This is a genomic window from Clostridia bacterium, from assembly GCA_017405765.1.
Taxonomy (GTDB): domain Bacteria; phylum Bacillota; class Clostridia; order Oscillospirales; family RGIG577; genus RGIG577.
In genome coordinates, this window is sequence record JAFQZS010000035.1 from 36,221 (window position 1) to 58,558 (window position 22,338).

Genomic DNA, 22,338 nt, shown 5'->3' on the forward strand with positions numbered 1-22,338 from the left:
TAAACTTTTCGGAGGTATTCTAATGATAAATGTTGCTATTTTAGGTTACGGCACGGTAGGCAGCGGAGTTTACGAGGTGCTTACGAAGAATGCCGAGAGCATCAAAAAGAAGGCCGGCGACGAGATACGCGTAAAATACATACTTGATATACGCGATTTTTCCGACGCGCCCAACGCTCATCTTTTTACAAAGGACTTCAACGACATCTTAAACGATCCCGAGGTGTCTATTGTCGCCGAGGTAATAGGCGGAATAAAGCCTTCGTACGATTTTACGAAAGCGGCTCTCATGGCGGGAAAGAGCGTTGTAACTTCAAATAAGGAGCTTGTTGCAAACAAGGGATACGAGCTTTTAAAGATAGCGAAGGACAAGGGCATAAGCTATCTTTTCGAGGCTTCCGTAGGCGGCGGCATACCGATAATAAGACCTATGCACCAGTGCCTTGCCGCAAACGAGATAGAAGAGATCACGGGCATCTTAAACGGCACGACGAACTATATACTTACAAAAATGATAAACGAGCATTTAAGCTTTGACGAGGTATTAAAGGACGCTCAGAAGAAGGGCTACGCCGAGGCGAACCCCGACGCCGACGTTTTGGGAATAGACGCCTGCAGAAAGATAGCGATCCTTTCCTCGCTTGCGTTCTCCATGCAGGTATCGCCCGATAAGATACATACAGAGGGCATAACCGGCATAAGCCTTACCGACGTGCAGTATGCAAAGGCGACGTCGAGCGTTATAAAGCTTCTCGGCCGCTCCGTTCTCAATTCCGACGGAACGGTATCGGTGCTTGTTGCGCCGTTCATCATATCCTCGTCCAACCCGCTTGCAAATGTTGACGACGTATTCAATGCGATACTCGTTAAGGGCGACTCGATAGGCGACGTAATGTTCTACGGCAGAGGCGCGGGCAAGCTGCCCACGGCTTCGGCGGTAGTTGCCGATATAATAGACGCGTCAAAGGGAAGAAGAGATATATTCTGGGGTGAAGTGGATTACGAGAACGTGCGCGACTTTAATACTTACGAGCATGAGTTCTACGTTCGCACCACAGACGCAAGCGTTGATATGAAGGCAGCCGTTTATTCGATATTCGGCACGGTAAAGCGCATAGTGCGCGAGGACATGCCTGCAGGCGAATATACCTTCCTTACGAAATCGTTTAGCGAAGAGCAGATGAAGGAAAACATCGACAAGCTTTCCGCTTCGGGATGCTGCAAGGTGGGTTCCGTTATTCGCGTGCTTTAAGCTTTTCGCATGGTAAAAATAAGAGTAGGAGCAACGAGCGCGAATATCGGTCCGGGGTTTGACTGTATCGGTGTAGCTTTGAACCTTTATAATACCGTCACGATAGAGGAAAGCGATGAAAGCTGCGTAATAAGCCGAAACGTAAAAGAACGAATAGACGAGAACAATATATTCATAAAAAGTGCGCGCGCCGTATACGATATATGCGGAAAGCCGTTCTACGGCATACGCGTAACTCAGGAAACCAAGATACCTCCCGCAAGGGGACTGGGATCGAGCTCCGCCTGCATATCGGCGGCGATCTTCGGCGCTAACTCGATACTGGGTGAACCGCTTAAAACGGGCGAGCTTATCGACCTTGCCGCGTCTTTGGAGGGACATCCCGATAATACGACGCCCTGCATCACGGGCGGGCTGTGCTTCTGTATATACGAAAACGGCAAAGTAAGCTACAAACGCATAACGATCGGCCGAAAGGTAATGTTCTGCGCTCTTGTGCCGGACTTTCGAATGAAAACGAGCAAGTCGCGAACGCTTATACCGCATCGCGTAAGCCACTCGGACGCGGTGTACAACACTGCGAGAGCGGCATATCTTGCTTCGGCGTTTTATGAACATGATTTTGAAGCGCTGCGCTTTGCGCTTTCCGATAAGCTTCACCAGCCGTACCGACTGCCTCATATCGAAGGAGCCGGCGAAGTCATGGAGGTTTTAAACTCTTTTGAACCTTATGGCGTATATTTAAGCGGCGCGGGTCCTACAATAATGGCGATATCGGAGGCTTCCGACAGGAGTTTTGTAAAAAAGGTGCGCGGAGCATTGAAGGAAAGAGGGATAGGCTGGCGCGTACTGCCGCTCTTTTCCGACTCGCACGGCATAAAGATATTAAATAAGTAATCAGTACACGAAAGGGTGTTAAAAAAGATATGTTGATAGTAAAAAAATTCGGCGGCTCTTCCGTTGCCGACGCTGCAAAGCTTTTCAACGTAGCCGGCATAATCTCAGACGACTACAATAAAGGAAACAGCGTCGTAGTCGTTGTTTCGGCTCAGGGCGATACGACGGACGATCTTATCGAAAAGGCGAAGGAAATAAATCCGAAGGCGTCGAAGCGTGAAATGGATATGCTTCTTTCAACGGGCGAACAGATATCTATATCGCTTCTTGCAATGGCTCTTGAAAAGATGGGCACTCCCGTTATTTCGCTTACGGGCTGGCAGGCCGGTATGCATACCAATACCACTTATTCCGCAGCCAGGATAAAGGATATCGACACAGAGCGCATATCCTTTGAGATAGACAAGAAAAAAGTAGTCATAGTTGCTGGCTTCCAGGGTATAAACCGTTACGACGATATAACCACGCTCGGCCGCGGAGGCTCCGATACGTCGGCCGTTGCCTTGGCGGCGGCGTTAAAGGCCGACGTTTGCCAGATATATACCGACGTTGACGGCGTATATACGGCTGACCCACGCATAGTTAAGAATGCGGTGAAGTTAGAGGACGTATCTTATGACGAGATGCTGGAGCTTGCAAGCCTCGGCGCGAACGTACTTCATAACCGCTCAGTAGAAATGGCAAAGAAATATAATGTAGAGCTCGAAGTGCTCTCAAGCTTTAATAGAGTACCCGGAACAAAAGTTAAGGAGGTTTCTGACGTGGAAAAAATGTTGATAAAGGGTGTAGCGCGCGACAACGATGTTGCGCAGATAGCAGTTACGGGGCTTAAGGATCAGCCCGGCGTAGCTTTTAAGCTGTTTTCGCTTTTGGCAAAGCATAATATCAATGTAGACATAATACTGCAGTCGGCAGGACAGGAGAATAACATACAGGAGATAAGCTTCACCGTAACGGAAGGTAATCTCGAAACGGCTCTGAAGGTAATAAAGGACAATTTAAGCGCGATAGGCGGCACCGATGTTAAGTTCGACGAGAACGTATCGAAGGTATCGATAGTAGGAGCAGGCATGGCAAGCAACCCCGGCGTTGCGGCGAAGATGTTCGAAGCGCTTCAGGACGTCGGCATAAATATAAAGAGCATCTCAACGAGCGAGATAAAGATATCCGTCCTTGTTGAGAGAGCGAACGCCGAAAAGGCTGTTGCCGCAATACACGACAAGTTCATGCTTCCGTAATATGACACGCTGACCGCCGCGCCCTTTGGGGCGCGGCTGTTTTTATGATCCATCGAAAAAAGGCGGCGATCCTCGTTTAATAAATATGACGATTTTTTTGTCGAAATAATATATTTTTACTTGATTTTTGCTTAATTTGGGGTTAGAATATTTTGAAAAGGAACATATTGAGTCTAAGCAGCCGTTCGCTTTTCGGATGGCGCTGTGATCGTCTTTAAAACGGGGAGGGCATATGTGTGGTCGCTAGGAAATGGCTTATGCGCATTGCGCTGATCGCGTGTCTGGGGCTTATCTCTTTCCTTTTCTCTGTTTTTGCAAGCGGAGATAATTGGAGCGGCATATCGAACAAGGTCCACACGGAAGAGCATCAGGCGAGTGTCGAATCGGCATAAAACAGTACATAGAAAGATAGGGAGCGCGAAAATTATAGTCGCGCTCCCAATTATTTTTTATTGTATAAATCGACATTATATGTTATTATTTATTCATATTCCGCAAGGGATTTTACGGAGGATCAAGTATAATGATAAATAACGAGTCAAATTCTGATATAGAAAACAGAGAGCCTATAAGGATGCCGCTTCTGGCGCTTAGGGGGCTTTGCGTCTTCCCGGCAATGAATCTTCATTTTGACGTGGGACGAAAGAAATCAGTAAAAGCGCTTGACGAGGCGATGGAGCGGGATCAGCGCATTTTTTTGGTGGCGCAAAAGGATACGATAACTGATAAGCCCAAAACAGAAGACCTTTACGAAGTCGGCACTATAGCAAAGGTAAAGCAGATAATCAAAGTGCCGGGCGACACTCTGCGCGTCATAGTTGAGGGAGTAAAACGCGCGCGCATAATAAAGATCATACGCACCGAGCCGTATTTTGAGGCCGAAGTCGACGATTTTGTGCCGATGGCGCGCGCCGTATCGCGCATACGCCGCGAAGCGCTTATGCGTAACGCGCAGAATACCTGTTTGGATTATTCCGAGCTTGCGCCGAAGCTGCCGGGCGATCTTATGCTAAAGGTGATAGAGGCAAAAACGCCGGGCGCACTTGCAGACGAGCTTGCTTCGGGAACGCCTATCAAGCTTAGCGAGAAGCAGGCGGTCTTAGAGGAGTTCGACGAGTACGAACGCCTTAAAAAAATAATTTTTACGCTTGAAAACGAGATAAGCATACTCGACGTTGAAAACGAAATGCGTGAAAAAATACGCGAACAGATAGATAAGAATCAGCGTGAGTATTATCTCAGAGAGCAGATGAAGGTAATACAGGGCGAATTGGGCGAGGGCGAGAACACATACGAGGAGTCGCTTGAATACAAGGATAAAATAAAGAAGCTGAAGCTTAAAAAGGAATCTGAAGAGCATCTTTTAAAAGAGGCGGCACGCCTTATGAAAATGCCCTACGGTTCCTCGGAAAGCGCTGTGATACGTACATATCTCGACACTTGTCTTGAGCTGCCGTGGAACAAAACGACGCGCGAGCGCATAGACATAAAGCGCGCGCGAAAGATCCTGGACGCCGATCATTATGGCCTTACAAAGGTAAAGGACAGGATAATAGAATTTATGGCCGTGCGCGCGCTGACACAGGATCAAAGCCCGCAGATACTCTGCCTTGTAGGCCCTCCCGGCGTAGGCAAGACGTCTGTGGGGCGCTCCGTCGCTTCCGCCATGGGCAGAAAATATGCCCGCGTTTCCTTGGGAGGAGTGCGTGATGAGGCCGACATAAGGGGACACAGAAAGACTTATATAGGCGCGATGCCCGGCCGCATTATAAATGCGCTCAGGCAGGCCGGCAGCAAAAATCCCGTTGTCATACTTGATGAGATAGACAAAATGTCGAGCGATTTCAGAGGAGATCCCGCGTCCGCAATGCTCGAGGTCCTCGACGGGGAGCAGAACGTGGAGTTTCGCGACCATTATATCGAGCTTCCGTTCGACCTCTCGAAGGTCATGTTCATAACGACGGCAAATACGCTCGATACGATACCGCGCCCGCTTTTGGACCGTATGGAGGTAATAGAGATAACGAGCTACACCGCCGTGGAAAAACAGAACATCGCAAAGCTCCACCTTATACCGAAGCAGCTTAAAAAGCACGGGCTTTCGGCGAAACGGCTTAAATTTGACCAGACGGCCGTTTCGCAGATAATAGAGAGCTATACGATGGAGGCCGGAGTGAGAAACCTGGAGCGCGAGATAGCCAAGGTATGCCGAAAGGCCGCGGCGCTTATAGTTTCGGGGGAAAAAGAAAGCGTTCGCGTGACAGAGGCAAATCTCGCAGAGTTTTTGGGCCCGGTAAAGGTAATAAAAGAAAAGATCCCTAAAGAAGACCAGGTAGGCGTTGTGAACGGACTTGCATGGACACAGACGGGAGGCGACCTTCTTTCCGTAGAGGTGAACGTTATGGACGGCTCCGGTAAGGTGGAACTTACGGGACTGTTGGGAGACGTTATGAAGGAGTCGGCTCATGCGGCGATAAGCTGCATAAGAAGCCGCATCGCTCTTTTTGGTTCGATACCGCGCGACTTTTATAAAACGAAGGATATACATATACATTTTCCCGAAGGAGCGATACCGAAGGACGGTCCGTCGGCCGGTATAACTATAGCATGCGCGCTTATTTCCGCGCTGTCGGGATGCCCTGTGCGCCGCGATGTTGCGATGACGGGCGAGATAACGCTTCGCGGCCGCGTGCTTGCGATAGGCGGTCTTAAGGAAAAGAGCATGGCGGCCTATAAGGCGGGCGTAAAGACGGTGATAATACCGAAAGAGTGCGAAAAGGATATAGCGGAGCTTGACGATGAGGTAAAACAAAACATAGAATTTGTGACCGCATCTTATATTGATGAAGTCATAAATACGGCGTTTGCAGTATCGCCCTTTGCGTCTGCAGAAAATAATGATATAGACCTGACCGTGGCGCATAACGAGCCGCGCATGAACATGGCTGAGATAAGCCAGTAAAAAGAGGTGCATATGAATTTTCACAAGGTAGAGCTTGCCATATCGGCGGCTCACAAGTCGCAGTTCATAAAAAGCGGGCTGCCCGAGATCGTATTTGCGGGACGCAGCAACGTGGGAAAATCCTCGCTTATAAATAAAGTGTTAAACAGAAAGAACTTTGCGCGCACGTCGTCAACGCCTGGAAAGACGGCTACTATAAATTATTATCTGCTCGACGGGAAGGTCTATCTCGTCGATCTGCCGGGATACGGCTTTGCAAAGGTATCTAAGGAAAAGAAACGGACCTGGGGAGTCTTTATAGAGGATTATTTCAGGCTTTCAAAAAACATAGAGCTTGTTTTTTCGCTTGTGGACATACGCCATGATCCGACGAACGACGACATAGCCATGGCCGAATTTTTAAAGGCCGCAGAGATCCCCTTTATGGTAGTTGCGACAAAAGCGGACAAGCTTTCCAAAACTGCCGCTTCGGAGTCGGTTGCCAATATAAGAGAAAAGCTTGCGCTGAGTGAGGATACCGAGGTCATATCGTTTTCTGCGAAAACGGGGCAGGGATGCAAAGAAATAGTTGACATAATAAATGAATTTGACAATATAACGGAGGTTAAAGATGCTTTACCCAAATCAAACGATCAAGGATAACTGCCTCCATATAGGCGGCGTGAACACTGTGGATCTTGCAAAGAAGTACGGTACGCCTCTTTATGTGATGGACGAAGATATGATAAGAGATACATGCCGCGAATTTAAGCGCGCAATATATGACGGCGTCGGAGAAAACGGGCTTGTGCTTTATGCAAGCAAGGCGTTTTCGTGCCGTGCTATGTATCGCCTTGTAAACGAGGAAGGGCTCGGCGTCGACGTTGTGTCGGGAGGCGAGCTTTACACGGCGATGAAGGAGAACTTTCCGCCTGAAAAGATATACTTTCACGGCAACAACAAAACAGCCGACGAGATAGAGCTTGCGCTCTCCTATGGGGTAGGACGCTTTGCGGTCGACAATAAAGAAGAGCTCTTCCTTTTAAATGAGCTTGCAAAAAAGCGCGGCGTCAGGGCTAAGATATCCTTCCGCATAAAACCCGGCATCGACGCTCATACGTTCGACGCCGTCATGACCGGACAGATAGATTCGAAATTCGGCGTTGCGCTTGAAAACGGCGAGGCGTTTGAAATAATGAAAACGGCGTCCGGACTGTCGGGCATAGAAGTAGTTGGGGTACATTGCCATATCGGTTCGCAGATATTCATGACGGAGCCGTTCTTCGGCGCTGCCGACGTTATGATAGACTTTATAGCGCGCTTGAGACGCGAGCTTTCGATAGATATACGCGAGCTTAACTTAGGCGGAGGCTACGGCATAAAATATACTGAGGAGGACAAGCCGATCTCGCCTTCGGAAATGTTCTCAAAGGTGCTTTCTCATATTAAAAAGAAGTGTGAAAGTATGGGAGAGCCCGTGCCGCGAATACTTATAGAGCCGGGACGCTCCATAGTTGCGGCGGCGGGAGTGACTCTTTATACCGTGGGTTCTGTAAAGACCATAAAGGACGTTCGCACTTACGTTGCCGTTGACGGCGGCATGACGGACAACCCTCGCTATGCGCTTTATGAGTCGCGTTACTCGGCGACGGTCGCGAACCGTGCGGGAGAGGAGCCAAGCGAAATCATAACGCTTGCGGGACGCTGCTGTGAAAGCGGGGACCTTATAGGAAAAGATATGCCGCTTCAAAAGACGCAGGCCGGCGATATAATCGCTGTATTCTCGACGGGCGCATACAATTATTCCATGGCGTCGAATTATAACCGCGTGCCGCGCGCCGCGACGGTGTTCGTAAGCGGCGGACAAAGCCGCGAGGTCATACGCCGCGAAAGCTATGAAGATCTTATAAGAAACGACTTGTAATAAAACATGGGCTGGAGGGAATCAAAATGAGTGCAAGACGCAAACGGATCTTTTCTTTGATAACTGCAATTCTGCTTGTGCTTTTATGCGTCGCTTCTGCATCGGCAAGCGACGGCGAGCCCGATTTTCAGAAGATAGGCGGCGCTGTCAATGCAAGCGAGCTTGAGTCGGATAAAATAATACAGCTTGACGAAGACGCAATACTTACGATAGACACAGATAAAACAGTATCGGTAATATATGGAAACGAACATGCCTTGACCATACAAGGAAACGGCGAGCTTACGTTCAACCAAATAAGCACAAAGCAGCTTGTTGTAAACGGAGGAAAGCTTTATTCGCGCTATCCGCAGGAGGGCGACGGTGTAGTTATAGGCATGAAGGCGGAAAGCATTGAGATAAACGACGGCGAGATAACTGCTTCTCTGCCGATAGTTACAGAGGATCTTACGGTAAACGGCGGCGTTATCCGAGCAAGCGGATACCTTCCCATTTGCGCGGATCGTATGACGGTTACAGGAGGGTGCATTTATGCAGCCAATTTTGCGGGAATAGGCGGTCAATGGTCGTGGATAGGCTCGATATATGGCTGTGATTTCAATATGAGCGGCGGATACGTTGAATCAAAGGGCGTTGTATCGTCCGATGACGACTGGAGCGTGGGCGCAGCCTTTGCCGGAGCTAATATAACGGGCGGCATATTTGTGGCGGAGGGTTCCGTTACTGCCGTGAACAGTTGGGATAAGCCGATCGTGACAGGTGAAAATATGGAGCTTATTTATCCGTCGGACGGATATGTTTCGACAGAGCAGACCGACAGTGAAAAGGCGGAATACGGCTGGTCGGGATATTCGATACTCAACGCTGACAAAACAAGGGCGACAAAAGTAATTATAGCGCCAAAAGACGCGCCCGGGGGCACGGTCGAGGACGATGATACGGGCGAGACTCTGTCATACGTATGCGCCGACGGGTGCATTGTTGTGACCGGAGATATATCTGAGGAAAGCCTTGTATTTGCAGCTTTGTATGATGAAAGCGGGCAGATGATCTCCTGCACTCGGCTTTCGTCTTCCGCCGTCGTAGACGCCAAAAGCGCAGCTTATGCTAAACTTGTTTGGCTGTGTTCTGACGGATTTACGTCAAAGTCGCAATGCATAAGTATAGATATTTCGTAACAAAAACTTGAGAGATGTAAATTAAATGCGGCTTCGGCCGCATTTTATTTGCAAAAAATTGTGCAAAAAGCCAAATGCGGTGTTTACAATCGGAAAGATTTAGGATATAATGTTACACAGATATGTGCTTTATACACATTTTTTACATAGCACCGTAAAAATTCTGAATATAGGAGGTAAAAAATTATGGGAAAGATTAACGGCGGCTATCTCGCTGCCAAGGCTCTGAAGCAGGAAGGCGTTGAGGTAGTGTTCACGCTTGTAGGCGGACACATCACCCAGCTCTTATACGGATGCCGCGACGAAGGCATAAAGGTAGTTGACTGCCGCCATGAGTGCGCAGCAGCATATGCGGCAGACGCATATGCGAGAGCTACCGGCAAGCCGGGCGTAGTTATCACAACGGCAGGCCCCGGTATCACCGATACCGTTACGGCTATGATCGAGGCTAAGATGTTAGGTTCGCCCGTTATCCACATCGGCGGCGCAGGCATGCAGCCGTTCGTAGATACCGGCGCTCTGCAGTGCATAAACTCTCTCGAAGTTATGTCTACCTGCACGAAGTGGTCAAGAAGAGTAGGCGCAGGCAACCGCACCGCCGAGTATATCTCGATGGCGTTCAGATATGCGCTTGCAGACACTCCCGGACCCGTTTACTTAGAGATGCCCGCAGACGTTCTCGCAGTTCCCTTTGACGACGACGTTGAGACGCTTCCGAGAAAGAAGAAGCCGCTCGACCTGCCCGCAAAATACCGCACCGATGCCGTTCCGTTCGGCGATCCCGTTCTTATCGACGCAGTTGCGGACGCTCTGGCAAAGGCTAAGAAGCCCGCTTTCTTCATCGGCGACCACGCGCGCTGGAACGCACAGTACGGCGAATGCTTCACTAAGCTTGCAGAACATCTTCAGGCCCCCGTTATGGTCTGCAACCTTGCGCGCGGCGTATTTATAGACGACCATCATCCGCTGGCTTCGATAGGCGGCAGATGCCTGTGCGAAGCTGACGTTATAGTTGAAATAGGCATGAACAACAACTATCTCGTTCGCCGCGGCTGGGCTCCGTTCTTCAATGCAGACGCTACTTTGGTTCAGATAGACACCGACAAGAACTTCATCGGCTTCAACACCCGCGCCGACATCGGTATCGTAGCGGGCGCAGGCGCAGCTATGAAGCAGATCTACGAGGCTCTCTTAAAGAAGATGCCCGAGCCCGTTAAGGACGGCGGTTGGACTGCAAGAGCAAAGGAACTCAACAAAGAGTACGACGATAAGGTAAACGCTGCGGCTAACTCCGACGCTATACCGATTAACCCCGGACGCTGCGCTATGGAAGTAGTTAAGTTCTTAGAGTCCGACAAGGGCAAGGACTTCTCGATAATCTGCGACGGCGGCGAGGCTTCGCTGTGGTCGGGCCTCTTCGCAAAGGCAAGCCGTCCGAGCCAGGTAGTTACGTTCGGTCCTCTCGGTACGATAGGCACCGGCGCAGGCTTCTCGCTCGGTACTTACTACGGCACCGGCAAGCCGATAATCTACTACAGCGGCGACGGCAGCTTCGGCTTCTATCCCATGGAATTCGATACTTTCGCAAAGAACAACGTTCCGCTCGTAGCAGTTATCTCGAACGACTCCGCATGGGGCGTTATCAAGCTGTCTGAGGAATACGGCAATAAAGACTACGTTGCAAAGAACGGTACCGTTGCGTGCGAGCTCGAAATGAACCGCCGTTACGATATGCTTCCCGCTATGTGGGGCGGCGTAGGCGTTCTCGTTGAAAAGCCCGAGGATATAATCCCCGCGATCGAGAAGGTAATTGCATCCGGCAAGCCCGGCATCGTAAACGTAGTAGTTGACAGAGTTACCTTAAGCCCGATGACGGCAGGCGGCTCTCTCTCGACTCTTATGTAATATACCGGCGTAACCGGGTGAATATAAGACACTCTAAGCGGCGCGAACGCGCCGCTTACTCTTTTTTATGCATATTTTAAAAATGAATTTACAAATTTGTAATGCGTTTGACGCCGTATTGTTATATAATGAAAAACAGTAAAACGTGTGCGACCGGAGGGCTGTATTTGGATAAGGCGGTTTTCAAAAAATATATACTGCTTGCAACTTATATCGTGATTCTTTATCTCGTGCTGTCGCATATAGATGTTGTCGTAACGTCTTTGGGCTTCGTATTCGGCGTGATAAAGCCCATCGTGATAGGCGCGTGCATTATGTTCGTAATGAATGTGCTCTTAAAGATCTACGAGAAGCATCTTTTTAAAAAGAGCTTTCCCTCGCTTAAAAACGGCGCAGAATTAAAGCGAGTTGTCTGCATACTGCTCACTTACGCCACGTTTGCGCTCTTTATCACGGTACTTTCGTTAGTCGTTGTGCCTCAGGTGGCAAAAAGTGTGCGGCTGCTTGCGGAGAGCCTTCCGGATTATCTTGCCGGCGCGAACGCAGGCTTTTCTCAGTTCGCCGAAAGGCTCAGCCTTTCCGATAATCTTTGGGACACGGTACAAAGCTTTTGGGAGCAGTTCGAGCTGACCTTGAGCGACCTTATAAAGAACGCGGCAAGCATGGCGCTGGATGCTACGGTAAGCGCTACAAAAGCGGTGATGAATTTCATTATAGGTCTGATATTCGCCGCCTATATGCTCTACGCGAAGGAAAAGCTCGTAAGAATATCGAAAAAACTCTGCTATGCCGTATTTAAGCAAAAAGCGGCAGATAAAATAATAGAGATAGCCCAAGAGGCGAACGTGACGTTCTCGCGCTTTATCGGCGGTCAGCTTTTGGAAGCCGTAATACTCGGCTGCCTTTGCTTTATAGGAATGCTGATAATCGGCATACCTTATGCGCCGCTCATTGCGTGCCTCGTCGGCGCGACGAGTCTGATCCCCGTGCTCGGCGCCTATCTCGGAACTATACCGTCGGCGTTCATCATACTTATGGTCGACCCGATAAAGGCGCTCGTATTTATTATTTTCATAATAATACTCCAGCAGATAGAGGGCAATCTCATATATCCCAAGGTCGTGGGTAACGTAATAGGGCTCGAGGGACTTTGGGTATTTGCAGCTATAATCATAGGCGGAGGACTAGGCGGCGTTACGGGTATGCTTATTGGCGTGCCGCTTATGGCGGTTATATATTCGCTTATCAGAAAATACGCAGAGAAAGCCGTGACGAAGCGCGGCATTGACAGAAGCAAATACGATGCGGCGGCCGCAGTGCAAAGCGAAAGCGGTGCGGAGAGTGACGACCGGCCGCCGAAAGAATAATTACGGGAGATACGGATGCTTTTTAATATATCAAGCTTTTCAGAGCTTATTTTCAGAGTGATCGCAGTAATACTTGCGCTTACGGTGCATGAGTTTTCGCACGGTCTCGCGGCCTATCTCATGGGCGACGATACGGCCAGAATACAGGGCAGGCTTACGCTTAACCCTTTGAAGCATATCGACATATTCGGCGGAATAATGCTTCTTTTAGTGGGTTTCGGCTGGGCAAAGCCCGTGGGCGTAAATCCCATGCGGTTTAAAAACCCCAAAGGAGGAATGGCGATAACGGCGCTTGCGGGACCTGTGTCGAATTTTATACTCGCCTTTTTATTCTATGTGATCGCGCTTATAGTGCAGATAAACGCAGCGCAGCCGGACGGCAGCCTGGGAGCAACCGCCATAGCAATAATAACCTTCTTTTCCGTATGTATAAGTATAAATATTGGCCTCGGCGTATTCAATCTCATACCCGTGCCGCCGCTCGACGGTTCGCGTGTTGTGACTGCATTTTTGCCGGAGCGCACGTATTTCGGCATTATGAGATACGAAAGATATATCATGCTGGGACTAATGGCGCTTTTGTTTTTAAACGTGCTTGATGTTCCGCTGTCGTTTCTTTTTTCCAAGGTGTGGTCGGGAATAGAATTTTTGGCCGTTTCGCTCGTTTCGCTTTTTTCGTAAGGAGGGAGCATGGACAAACCGCTTTTTAAGCTTAGGGTATATGAGGGACCTCTTGACCTTTTGCTCGATATGATAAAAACAAGCAAGCTTGATATCTTCGATATAGATATTTTCGAGATATCAGAACAGTTCTTCTTATATATCAAAACGATGGATGAGATGAACATGGAGCTTACGGCAGACTTTCTTGTCATGGCGTCGCAGCTGCTTCTTATAAAGTCGCGCATGCTTCTGCCGAGGGCAGAAGCCGACGAAGACGACGATCCGCGGCGCGACCTTACATGGGCGCTTATAGAATACGAAAAATGCAAGCAGAACGCGGCGTGTCTTGCAAAGCTTAGGGATGAAGCCGGCGAAACGTATGCGCATATGCCAATGCCTTTGTCTTTTCCGAAAAAATATCGCGAAACGATGCCTCAAAGCTCGCTTAGAAATGCGTATATCCGCGTACTGCAAAGGAGTGAGCGCTTAAAGCCGACAAATCCCGATACGCTTGCCGATTTTTTGAAGCGTGAAATATATTCCGTATCGGATAAGATAAGCGAGATAAAAAGCAGACTTAAAAGAGCCCTGAAGCTTGATTTCATAACGCTTTTTTCGGGGGCGCGCTCACGCTCCGAAATAGTTGCCACGTTCCTTGCGGTGCTTGAGCTTGTCAGCGACAAAAAAATATCCGTAAGAGACGTCGGTGATATGAATTACGAGATAGAAGCGGCTGACACGCATATTTAGACGAACGGCGGTGTTTTTTTGGAGAGAGACAATATAAAAGCGGCAATAGAGGCGGTGCTTTTCGCATCCGGAGAAGAGCTTTCCTTAGAGCGGATAGCCTCGGCAACAGGACTTGACGCATCGGCCGTAAACGAGTGTATAGACGAGATGATGAACGATTACGATGCGCCCGCAAGAGGGATAAAGCTTATACGCATGGAAGACTGCGTGCGCCTTGTGACAAAGCCCAAATATGCGCCAGAAATAAAAAACGCACTCGATACGGGGCGTGTGTACTCGCTGTCACAGCAGGCGCTCGAGGTGCTTGCCGCGACGGCGTATAATCAGCCTGTAACGCGTGCGTATATAGATCAGATAAGGGGAGTGGACTCCTCGTATTCGCTGCAGAATCTTATTGAGCGAGGCCTTGTAGAAGAGGCGGGAACGCTCGACGCGCCCGGAAGGCCCAAGCTTTACGTGACTACGCATGAGTTTCTTAAAATGTTCGGTCTTTCGTCAATAGACGAGCTTCCGAAGCCGGAAGAAAACAAAAGCGGCGGGGATAAAAATCCCTCCGACGCACAATAATAACCGTAATAAATAAAAGGGGGGAGAGAAATGATAAAGACGCTTGTATTTATTATTATTGCGGCGCTTGTGCTTGGCTTTCTTTTCTCCTTTTTAAAGGTGCGTATAACGTACGACGGGGAGCTTTCCGTTTTCGTGTCGCTTTTATTCATAAAGCTCGATGTTTTAAAGCTCGTGAAGAAGTTTCAGAAGAAGGCGAAGAAAAAGCCCAAAAAGAAGAAAAAAAGCGAGGACGAGGCTCTCGGATTTCTTGACAAGCTTTCCGTAGGATTTGCCGTCGCAAAAGAAGCGGTCAGCGGAATAACGAAGACCATAATTCTCGAGGACGTATCGGTCGATATAGACTTCGGCTCAGCCGACGCGAAAAGCACGGCCATGACGACGGGATATATTTATTCGGCTGTATATGTGATAGAGCCGTTCATTTGGTCAAACTTTAAAACGGAGAATATGCGTATAGACGTTCGTCCCGAATTTGACACACAGACGTTCGATGTGAGGGCGCGCGTATGCATAAAGGCAAGGCTTATAAGCCTTATTATCTTCGGAATAAATCTGTTTATGTCGTATAACAGGATCAAAAATCAAAAAAAGGGCGCAAAGCCAAAAAGCAGGCTTGACCCCGTGACATAAATTTAATATAAAAGGTTAGAATAAAAACGAATTTTTAAACAGTAAGGCGGTGTAATTATGAACGAACATCCTATTCATGATTTTATGAAAACGGCGATGAGCAGCATCAAGGAAATGGTAGACGTGAACACGATAGTGGGTACGCCGATAGAAACGGCTGACGGTACGGTAATAATCCCCGTATCGAAGGTATCGTTCGGTTTCGTTGCGGGCGGAAGCGATATCCCGAAGCAGGCCAAGGAATCCGATCCGTCGGCAATTCAAAAGCCGTTCGGAGCGGCGGCGTCCTCCGGAGTTACGGTCACGCCGATTGCTTTTCTTATCGTAAGCAAGGGGCAGGTAAAGATTATATCCGTATCCAACTCGATAACTACGATAGATAAGGTCATTGAGCTCATACCTGACGTTATCGACAAGGTGAAGATGATAGTAGATGAAAAAATGGGTACGCAGGAAAGCACTTGGACGCCCGACAACGATTCGCAGGAATGAGAGACGTAATGTAAAGACGCGATCACCTGCTGCATACGCTTTTTTGCGGCAGGTGATTTGTATTGTAAACTTACGATAATTTCAAAGAAGGCTTCGGAGGAAAGAGTATTGGCGGAGAAAATAAGAATACAGAAATATTTGGCTATGCACGGAGCGGCTTCCCGTCGCGGCGCGGACAAAATGGTAGAGGAAGGAAAGGTGCGCATCAACAGGCGTACCGCCGTGCCGGGAGATATGGTAACGCCCGGAGAGGACGAGGTGTTTTTGGAGGGGCGGCGCATAGGCTCGGAGACTGACAAAAAGGTTTACATAATGCTCAACAAGCCGCGCGGATGCATAACCTCGACGTCTGACGACAGAGGGCGAAAGACTGTAATAGACCTGCTTTCGGACGTTCCGGTGAGGGTGTCTCCCGTGGGCAGGCTAGACTATAATTCCGAAGGACTGCTGCTTTTGTCGAACGACGGCGACTTTATATACAGAATGACGCATCCCAAGCACCATATAAGCAAAAAGTATCATGTGCTCATAAAGGGTAAGGCAAGCGAAGGGCAGATGATCAAGCTTTCGCGCCCCATGAAGCTCGACGGGTATATAACGCGCGGAGCGAATGTGTCAAGAGTTTCTATGAAAGGCGACAACGAGGTCCTTTGCATAGAAATATTCGAGGGACGAAACCGTCAGATAAGGCGCATGTGCGATGAGACGGGGCTGTTCGTAAAAAGACTTAAACGAATATCGGTAGGTCTTTTGGAACTCGGAGATCTGAAAACGGGTCATTACAGATATTTAAATCCTGCGGAGCTTGCACAGCTTCAGGATATAACGCGCGACGATTGACGGCTTTTTACCGAGCCGAATTTGGTTTATGCATGAAACGGTTTTAAAATCTTCATTTTTCACACGGATTTATCTAAAAAACGGCTGATAACGCGCGAATCCGGATAAAAAATGAAATTATTCTTGCTTTTAGCTTTGGCGTGTTATAAAATGTTCTATGTAAAAAGCAAGCAAACGTATAAAGGAGAGACAAAAAGTGACGTCCGAAAGAGATCTGCTTTTAAAGATACAGTCATCTATGCCCTCCTTTTCAAAAGGACATCGGGCAATCGGAAAATACATAGTTGAAAATTACGATAAAGCGGCGTTCATGACAGCGTGCAAACTCGGTCAAGCCGTAGGAGTGAGCGAGTCTACGGTAGTGCGTTTTGCAACGGAACTGGGATACAACGGATACCCGAAGCTTCAGAAGGCGCTTCAGGAGCTTATCCGAGCAAAACTTACGTCCGTACAGAGGATACAGGCTTCATCCGGAAGGATAAACGAGGATGAAGTGCTTAGAAACGTGATATTATCCGATATAGATAAACTCAGGCTCACGCTGGAGGATATAAAGAAGGACGATTTTCAAAATGCCGTGTCGGCTATACTCGACGCGGAAAACATATATATTCTCGGCGTACGCAGTTCGGCTTCGCTGGCCGGATTTTTGGGTTTTTACTTTAATCTCATATTTGACAATATGCGTCTTGTTAATACGTCGAGCGTAAGCGAGATGTTTGAGCAGATGCTGAGAGTCAAAAAAGGCGATGTAGTAATTGGCATAAGCTTTCCCAGGTATTCAAGGCGCACGGTGCGCGCGCTTCAGTACGCAAAGGATAGAGGCGCTGCCGTTGTGGCGATAACCGATACGCTGACCTCGCCGCTTACGGATCATTCGGACTATAATCTTATAGCCAAGAGCGATATGATATCGTTTGTGGATACGCTTGTTGCGCCGCTAAGTGTGATAAACGCGCTTATAGTTGCAATAGGCTTACGAAAAAAGGAAGAAGTTTTCTCGGTATTTGAGGAGCTTGAAAATATCTGGGACGAATACGACGTATATGAAAAGAACAACGAGGTGTGACAATGGCTTCTCAGGTAGTGGTTATAGGCGGAGGTCCCGCCGGAATGATAGCGGCGGGAATGGCCGCAGTAAGAGGAAAGGACGTTATTCTGTTTGAAAAGAATAAGTCGCTTGGTAAAAAGCTTTTGCTCACGGGCAAAGGACGTTGCAATATAACTAACGTAGGGTGCGACCTGCAGGGGTTCGTTGAAAACATACCGGTAAACGGCAGCTTTATGTACAGCGCGCTAAAGACATTCGGCTCGGCTCAGCTTATCGAATTTTTCAACAATCTGGGACTTTATTTCATAGAGGAACACGGAGGACGCGCTTTCCCGCAGTCGCAGAAGGCGGCCGATGTGCTTGAAAAGCTTGAGTTTTTCTTAAAAAAGAGCCGCGTCCGCGTTATAAACGGCGACGTAGATCAGGTCGTTATAGAAAACGGAGCCGTAAAGGGCGTATATCTGTCGAACGATCTGTATTATCCGGCAAAAAGCGTAGTCGTAGCTACGGGCGGTCTTTCGTATCCGCAGACGGGCTCCACGGGAGACGGCTATTGGTTCGCGGAATTTGCTGGACATCACATCGTCCCGCCCGTGCCCGCGCTGATACCGCTTGAAAGTCCCGACAAGGTATGCCGTGAGCTTCAGGGCCTTTCGCTTAAAAACGTGGGCTTTAAGGTGTACGACAAAAACGAGAAGCTCGTATACGAGGATTTCGGAGAGATGCTTTTTACGCATTTCGGCATTTCAGGCCCCATCGTGCTCAGTGCGAGTACGCATTTGAGAGATTATGAGGAGAACGGATACACAGTTTCAATAGACTTAAAGAGCGCGCTTGACATGGATACTCTTGAAAAGAGGCTCCAAAGCGAGTTCGACGCCGCCGCAAAGCAGAATTTTTCCAATTCGCTGGGCAAGCTTTTCCCCGGAAAGCTCACGTCCGTTATGGTAAAGCGTTCCGGCATTCAGCCGGAAAAGAAATGCTCCGACATAACGAAGGATGAGCGCGCCGCATTCGCGCGTTTGATAAAGGATTTCAGAGTGCCGATCTCCGGGACTCGCCCCATTGAAGAGGCGATAATAACCTCCGGCGGTGTGGACACTAAGGAAATAAACCCATCGACTATGGAGTCGAAGCTCGTAAAAGGGCTTTACTTTGCGGGCGAAGTTATAGACGTAAGCGGATATACGGGCGGATTCAACCTGCAGATAGCGTTCTCGACCGGATATATGGCCGGAGATAACGTAAAGTGATTTTTTATGTGTGCCGAAGCTTTGGCGCTTCGTAATGGAGGTATTTGCCGTGAGTAAAATAAACATAGCGATAGACGGCCCTGCGGGAGCGGGCAAGTCAACGATAGCAAAAGCCATTGCAGAGAGGAGAGGCTTTCTCTACCTTGATACGGGAAGCCTGTACCGCGCTGTTGCGCTTTTTGTTATAAGAACCGCGGTCGACCCAAAGGATCGCGTATCGGTAGAAGCGCTGCTTCCGAAAATCAAGATAGGTCTCGAATATATAAACGGCGAACAGCATGTGATCATGAACGAAGAGGACGTCACGTCAAAGATACGCACTCCCGAGGTCTCAGTCTGCGCGTCGGACGTGTCTTCTCTCGGATGCGTAAGAGAGTTTCTTTTGGGACTTCAAAGGGATATTGCAGCCGGGCATGACTGTGTGCTTGACGGACGAGACATAGGCACGGTCGTTTTGCCGAACGCGCAGAAAAAAATATATCTTACGGCGACGCCCGAGGCGCGCGCGATGCGGCGTTATAACGAGATGATACAAAAAGGCGAGTCGGTGGAGTATAACGACGTTCTCAGAGACGTTCTGTACCGCGACCAGAACGATTCCACGCGCGCGAACGCGCCGCTTAAAAGCGCTCCCGACGCGGTGCTCGTTGACTCAACTAAGCTTACGCTTGAACAGACGATAGACGCCGTTGATAAAATAATAGGCTGAGAGACGCTTGCTCTGCGTCAAACGGTTTTTGTACAGAAGTCAGACGCCTTGTGAAGGGAGGTCGTTTATGTTATATAGAATGGCATATGTTTTAGGCAATCTCATTTTAAGACTCTGTTACTCGGTAGAAATAATGTTTGAGGCCAACCCGTCCGACCTTGATGGCGGGGCGATAGTATGCTCCAATCATACCAGGTATCTTGATCCCATTATTATAGGGACTACCTTACCGAAGCAGGTGCGCTTTATGGCAAAAAAGGAACTTTTTAACGGTAAGCTAAAGAATTACTTTCTGACCAGGCTGGGAGCGTTCCCTGTAAGCCGTGGCGAAAACGACATAAAATCTATGAAGACCGCGATACAAATAGTCAAGGACGGCGGTGTGCTGGGACTCTTCCCCGAGGGTACGCGCAATATAACGGGAGAAGATATGGAGGCAAAGGCCGGCGTGGGTTTTATCGTGGCAAAGACGGGACGCCCCGTGATACCGATCACGATACGCGGCGGCAAAAAATTCCGCTCTAAGCTGCTTATAACAGTAGGAAAAGCGATCGACTTTTCAGAGTACGCGGCCAGAAAGCTGAATTCGGAAGATTACCGCACTATAAGCGGTATGATTATGGATAGAATAAGGGCAAATTGAAGAAAGCATATTCGCAATTATAAAGAGCGGATATGCTTTTTATACAGTAATATAAAGGAGTGGCAAAAGATGAATATAAAACGCGCAACTGCGCTTGTGTTTTCGCTCTTGTGTATGGCCGCAGTATTTTCGGCATGTTCGGCAGGAAGCGGGCCGGAGGGCAAATATATATCGGTCGCCGCAACGGTATTTGACAGGCTCCATACCGGCAGTGAAGTGGAGGGCTTCACCTTGGATCTTTCAAAAGGAGGAAAGGGCACGTTCGATATTGACGGCGAAACATACGATATAGAGTGGTCCGTAAAAGACGGCGAAATATCAATAACAAATGAGCAGGGTACGATGACAGGCGAGATAGAAAAAGACGTGATACGTCTCAACGATATCGGCGGCAGCGGCATGAGCATAGTATTTGCAAGGGAAGGCTCCGACGCTGCGGATCCCGTAAATTATCTGACCGACGAAGAAAAGCTGTTCGTCGGCGCCTGGAAGTCCGACGCGGTATACGACGCCCTGGGCAGCGATGCATCGGATAAGGTGTCGCCGAACGCGCTCACGATCGATATACGTTCGGATAAAACGGCGTCTGTCACGTTTGCCGACGCAGAGCCGATCGAAGGCAGATGGAGCGTTTTCGATGACATGGGTATTATGGAAGACGTGAACGTAACGTTTACTCTAAAGGAGGACGGCACGCTTTCGGTAAACTACGTTGAAAAGGGGCAGAATCTTACATTTTATTGCGCACAATAAGAAAAAAACACGAAAAATGCTCGAAAAAACACTTGATATCTAGACATTTTGCGGATAATGTGCTAAAATCAAAGCACAAGTCCAAGGCTTAAAAAATATTAGGAGGGAAAAAAATGAAAGGAACGAGAAGGGTAATAGCAATCATGGTAGCTGTACTTATGTTGGCAGTCATGCTTGCAGGATGCTCCGGAGGCTCATCGGGAAGCGCACAGGAGACCGGATATGAGGGAAATTACATATCCGTTAAGGTTTCGGCGTTCGGTATCGATTTGACCGGAGATGACGCCGCAGGATTTTCTCTGCAGCTTGACGCGGGCGGCAAGGGCACCATGGATATCGAAGGCGACGCAAACAGCATTAAATGGTCGCTTGACGGCGACACGATAACTATCACGGCCGGCAGCGATAAAATGACGGGTACGATCGACGGCGACACCATATATATTGACGACGTGGGCGGAACCGGCATGGGCATAATGTTCGCAAAGGAAGGCTCCGATGCGGCAAATCCGGCAAATTACATGAGCGATGAGGAAGCGGCTTATGTAGGCGTATGGCAGTCGTACGCTGTTTATGACGCTTTGGGAGACGACGCATCTGCAGAAGTAGCTCCCGATACGCTGTACATGGAGCTTAATGCAGACAAGACGGCAGTAATATATGTGGGAGATACCGATCTCGGCGAGCAGACGTGGTCTACTTTAGGTGATTTTGGTATGATAGACGACCTGAATATTACATGGGAGCCGAACGATGACGGCACGATAACCGTATCTTACTCGGGCGACGATTTCTATTATGATTTTGTTTGCTCAAAGTAAGAGCTGATTTTAACAACTAGGCTTAGGCGGAGGACAAAAGTTAAGGTATGTCCTCCGCCTGTTTTTATATTTTTTGATTTTTTGAAAAAATCGCTTGACAAATCCTTTTTTGAGTCCTATACTGTAAAAGTACCGCATTGATATGCGACTGTGGCGGAACAGGCAGACGCGCACGTTTGAGGGGCGTGTGGGCAACCGTACAGGTTCAAGTCCGGTCAGTCGCACCAAATCATCCTCACAGCTTTAAGGCTGTGAGGATGATTATTTGTTTGACAGAGGAATGCCGCGAAGCGCGCTTTTGACAATGCCGAAAAAAAGATAAAAAAGTTCAAAAAAGGTATTGACAAGCTGGGTTGGAAGTGGTATTCTGATAAAGCTGTTGCGAAAGACAGCGAGATTGAACCTTAAAAATTGAACAACGAAAAAGCTCTAGTTAATGAATTTGAGAGACATCCAAGGGA

22 protein-coding genes and 1 tRNA gene are annotated in these 22,338 nt (G+C 48.6%); all 23 read left to right on the forward strand.

Features of this window, described 5'->3' with window-relative positions:
• Window positions 1-22 precede the first annotated feature (22 nt).
• The 23 genes from IJG50_06020 (at window position 23) to IJG50_06130 (ending at window position 22,104) form a co-directional block, all read left to right on the forward strand.
• On the forward strand, window positions 23-1,252 hold the full coding sequence (locus IJG50_06020; GenBank protein ID MBQ3379404.1) for a homoserine dehydrogenase: 1,230 nt from the start codon (window positions 23-25) through the stop codon (window positions 1,250-1,252).
• A 9-nt stretch (window positions 1,253-1,261) separates the two neighbouring features.
• Window positions 1,262-2,149, forward strand: a complete 888-nt coding sequence (locus IJG50_06025; GenBank protein ID MBQ3379405.1) for a homoserine kinase — start codon at window positions 1,262-1,264, stop codon at window positions 2,147-2,149.
• 29 nt (window positions 2,150-2,178) lie between these two features.
• On the forward strand, window positions 2,179-3,387 hold the full coding sequence (locus tag IJG50_06030) for an aspartate kinase (protein MBQ3379406.1): 1,209 nt from the start codon (window positions 2,179-2,181) through the stop codon (window positions 3,385-3,387).
• A 236-nt stretch (window positions 3,388-3,623) separates the two neighbouring features.
• Window positions 3,624-3,779 (forward strand): hypothetical protein, encoded by a 156-nt coding sequence (locus IJG50_06035; protein MBQ3379407.1) that lies wholly within the window; start codon window positions 3,624-3,626, stop codon window positions 3,777-3,779.
• A gap of 131 nt (window positions 3,780-3,910) precedes the next feature.
• The gene (gene lon, locus IJG50_06040; GenBank protein MBQ3379408.1) at window positions 3,911-6,349 is read left to right on the forward strand and encodes an endopeptidase La; all 2,439 of its coding nucleotides are present in this window, start codon (window positions 3,911-3,913) and stop codon (window positions 6,347-6,349) included.
• Window positions 6,350-6,361: 12 nt separating this feature from the next.
• Entirely contained in the window at window positions 6,362-6,991 is a 630-nt protein-coding gene (locus tag IJG50_06045) for a YihA family ribosome biogenesis GTP-binding protein (protein MBQ3379409.1), read from the forward strand.
• Window positions 6,960-8,252: a diaminopimelate decarboxylase gene (lysA, locus tag IJG50_06050; protein ID MBQ3379410.1), complete on the forward strand. Its 1,293-nt coding sequence runs from the start codon at window positions 6,960-6,962 to the stop codon at window positions 8,250-8,252. Before IJG50_06045 ends, lysA begins: the two co-directional genes overlap by 32 nt.
• A gap of 26 nt (window positions 8,253-8,278) precedes the next feature.
• On the forward strand, window positions 8,279-9,430 hold the full coding sequence (locus IJG50_06055; protein ID MBQ3379411.1) for a hypothetical protein: 1,152 nt from the start codon (window positions 8,279-8,281) through the stop codon (window positions 9,428-9,430).
• Between the two features lie 186 nt (window positions 9,431-9,616).
• Window positions 9,617-11,335 carry a thiamine pyrophosphate-binding protein gene (locus IJG50_06060; protein MBQ3379412.1) on the forward strand — a complete coding sequence of 573 codons (1,719 nt, stop codon included), beginning with the start codon at window positions 9,617-9,619 and terminating at the stop codon, window positions 11,333-11,335.
• A gap of 167 nt (window positions 11,336-11,502) precedes the next feature.
• The gene (locus IJG50_06065; protein MBQ3379413.1) at window positions 11,503-12,702 is read left to right on the forward strand and encodes an AI-2E family transporter; all 1,200 of its coding nucleotides are present in this window, start codon (window positions 11,503-11,505) and stop codon (window positions 12,700-12,702) included.
• A gap of 15 nt (window positions 12,703-12,717) precedes the next feature.
• A complete protein-coding gene (locus tag IJG50_06070) occupies window positions 12,718-13,383 on the forward strand; it encodes a site-2 protease family protein (GenBank protein ID MBQ3379414.1) in 666 nt (221 codons plus the stop codon).
• Window positions 13,384-13,392: 9 nt separating this feature from the next.
• A complete protein-coding gene (locus tag IJG50_06075) occupies window positions 13,393-14,115 on the forward strand; it encodes a segregation/condensation protein A (GenBank protein ID MBQ3379415.1) in 723 nt (240 codons plus the stop codon).
• A gap of 18 nt (window positions 14,116-14,133) precedes the next feature.
• Entirely contained in the window at window positions 14,134-14,682 is a 549-nt protein-coding gene (gene scpB / locus IJG50_06080; protein MBQ3379416.1) for an SMC-Scp complex subunit ScpB, read from the forward strand.
• A 30-nt stretch (window positions 14,683-14,712) separates the two neighbouring features.
• Entirely contained in the window at window positions 14,713-15,315 is a 603-nt protein-coding gene (locus IJG50_06085) for a DUF2953 domain-containing protein (GenBank protein MBQ3379417.1), read from the forward strand.
• A gap of 57 nt (window positions 15,316-15,372) precedes the next feature.
• The gene (ytfJ, locus tag IJG50_06090) at window positions 15,373-15,807 is read left to right on the forward strand and encodes a GerW family sporulation protein (GenBank protein MBQ3379418.1); all 435 of its coding nucleotides are present in this window, start codon (window positions 15,373-15,375) and stop codon (window positions 15,805-15,807) included.
• A 108-nt stretch (window positions 15,808-15,915) separates the two neighbouring features.
• Window positions 15,916-16,647, forward strand: a complete 732-nt coding sequence (locus IJG50_06095) for an rRNA pseudouridine synthase (GenBank protein ID MBQ3379419.1) — start codon at window positions 15,916-15,918, stop codon at window positions 16,645-16,647.
• 238 nt (window positions 16,648-16,885) lie between these two features.
• Window positions 16,886-17,716 (forward strand): MurR/RpiR family transcriptional regulator, encoded by an 831-nt coding sequence (locus tag IJG50_06100; GenBank protein MBQ3379420.1) that lies wholly within the window; start codon window positions 16,886-16,888, stop codon window positions 17,714-17,716.
• Between the two features lie 2 nt (window positions 17,717-17,718).
• Window positions 17,719-18,951, forward strand: coding sequence for an NAD(P)/FAD-dependent oxidoreductase (locus IJG50_06105; protein MBQ3379421.1), 1,233 nt, complete (start codon window positions 17,719-17,721; stop codon window positions 18,949-18,951).
• A gap of 34 nt (window positions 18,952-18,985) precedes the next feature.
• On the forward strand, window positions 18,986-19,660 hold the full coding sequence (locus tag IJG50_06110) for a (d)CMP kinase (GenBank protein MBQ3379422.1): 675 nt from the start codon (window positions 18,986-18,988) through the stop codon (window positions 19,658-19,660).
• A gap of 67 nt (window positions 19,661-19,727) precedes the next feature.
• Window positions 19,728-20,303 carry a 1-acyl-sn-glycerol-3-phosphate acyltransferase gene (locus IJG50_06115; protein ID MBQ3379423.1) on the forward strand — a complete coding sequence of 192 codons (576 nt, stop codon included), beginning with the start codon at window positions 19,728-19,730 and terminating at the stop codon, window positions 20,301-20,303.
• Between the two features lie 69 nt (window positions 20,304-20,372).
• Complete coding sequence (locus tag IJG50_06120) at window positions 20,373-21,056, forward strand: hypothetical protein (protein MBQ3379424.1); 684 nt, start codon at window positions 20,373-20,375, stop codon at window positions 21,054-21,056.
• A 113-nt stretch (window positions 21,057-21,169) separates the two neighbouring features.
• Window positions 21,170-21,877 carry a hypothetical protein gene (locus tag IJG50_06125; GenBank protein ID MBQ3379425.1) on the forward strand — a complete coding sequence of 236 codons (708 nt, stop codon included), beginning with the start codon at window positions 21,170-21,172 and terminating at the stop codon, window positions 21,875-21,877.
• Between the two features lie 144 nt (window positions 21,878-22,021).
• A tRNA-Leu gene (locus IJG50_06130) sits at window positions 22,022-22,104 on the forward strand.
• The last annotated feature ends 234 nt before the right edge of the window (window positions 22,105-22,338 follow it).

Excerpts from the sequence above, each read along its gene's own strand:
- IJG50_06020 (MBQ3379404.1), top strand. The coding sequence starts at position 23 with ATGATAAATGTTGCTATTTTAGGTTACGGCACGGTAGGCAGCGGAGTT.
- IJG50_06025 (MBQ3379405.1), top strand. The coding sequence starts at position 1,262 with ATGGTAAAAATAAGAGTAGGAGCAACGAGCGCGAATATCGGTCCGGGG.
- IJG50_06030 (MBQ3379406.1), top strand. The coding sequence starts at position 2,179 with ATGTTGATAGTAAAAAAATTCGGCGGCTCTTCCGTTGCCGACGCTGCA.
- lon (MBQ3379408.1), top strand. The coding sequence starts at position 3,911 with ATGATAAATAACGAGTCAAATTCTGATATAGAAAACAGAGAGCCTATA.
- IJG50_06045 (MBQ3379409.1), top strand. The coding sequence starts at position 6,362 with ATGAATTTTCACAAGGTAGAGCTTGCCATATCGGCGGCTCACAAGTCG.
- lysA (MBQ3379410.1), top strand. The coding sequence starts at position 6,960 with ATGCTTTACCCAAATCAAACGATCAAGGATAACTGCCTCCATATAGGC.
- IJG50_06055 (MBQ3379411.1), top strand. The coding sequence starts at position 8,279 with ATGAGTGCAAGACGCAAACGGATCTTTTCTTTGATAACTGCAATTCTG.
- IJG50_06060 (MBQ3379412.1), top strand. The coding sequence starts at position 9,617 with ATGGGAAAGATTAACGGCGGCTATCTCGCTGCCAAGGCTCTGAAGCAG.
- IJG50_06070 (MBQ3379414.1), top strand. The coding sequence starts at position 12,718 with ATGCTTTTTAATATATCAAGCTTTTCAGAGCTTATTTTCAGAGTGATC.
- IJG50_06075 (MBQ3379415.1), top strand. The coding sequence starts at position 13,393 with ATGGACAAACCGCTTTTTAAGCTTAGGGTATATGAGGGACCTCTTGAC.
- IJG50_06085 (MBQ3379417.1), top strand. The coding sequence starts at position 14,713 with ATGATAAAGACGCTTGTATTTATTATTATTGCGGCGCTTGTGCTTGGC.
- ytfJ (MBQ3379418.1), top strand. The coding sequence starts at position 15,373 with ATGAACGAACATCCTATTCATGATTTTATGAAAACGGCGATGAGCAGC.
- IJG50_06100 (MBQ3379420.1), top strand. The coding sequence starts at position 16,886 with ATGCCCTCCTTTTCAAAAGGACATCGGGCAATCGGAAAATACATAGTT.
- IJG50_06105 (MBQ3379421.1), top strand. The coding sequence starts at position 17,719 with ATGGCTTCTCAGGTAGTGGTTATAGGCGGAGGTCCCGCCGGAATGATA.
- IJG50_06110 (MBQ3379422.1), top strand. The coding sequence starts at position 18,986 with ATGGAGGTATTTGCCGTGAGTAAAATAAACATAGCGATAGACGGCCCT.
- IJG50_06115 (MBQ3379423.1), top strand. The coding sequence starts at position 19,728 with ATGTTATATAGAATGGCATATGTTTTAGGCAATCTCATTTTAAGACTC.
- IJG50_06120 (MBQ3379424.1), top strand. The coding sequence starts at position 20,373 with ATGAATATAAAACGCGCAACTGCGCTTGTGTTTTCGCTCTTGTGTATG.
- IJG50_06125 (MBQ3379425.1), top strand. The coding sequence starts at position 21,170 with ATGAAAGGAACGAGAAGGGTAATAGCAATCATGGTAGCTGTACTTATG.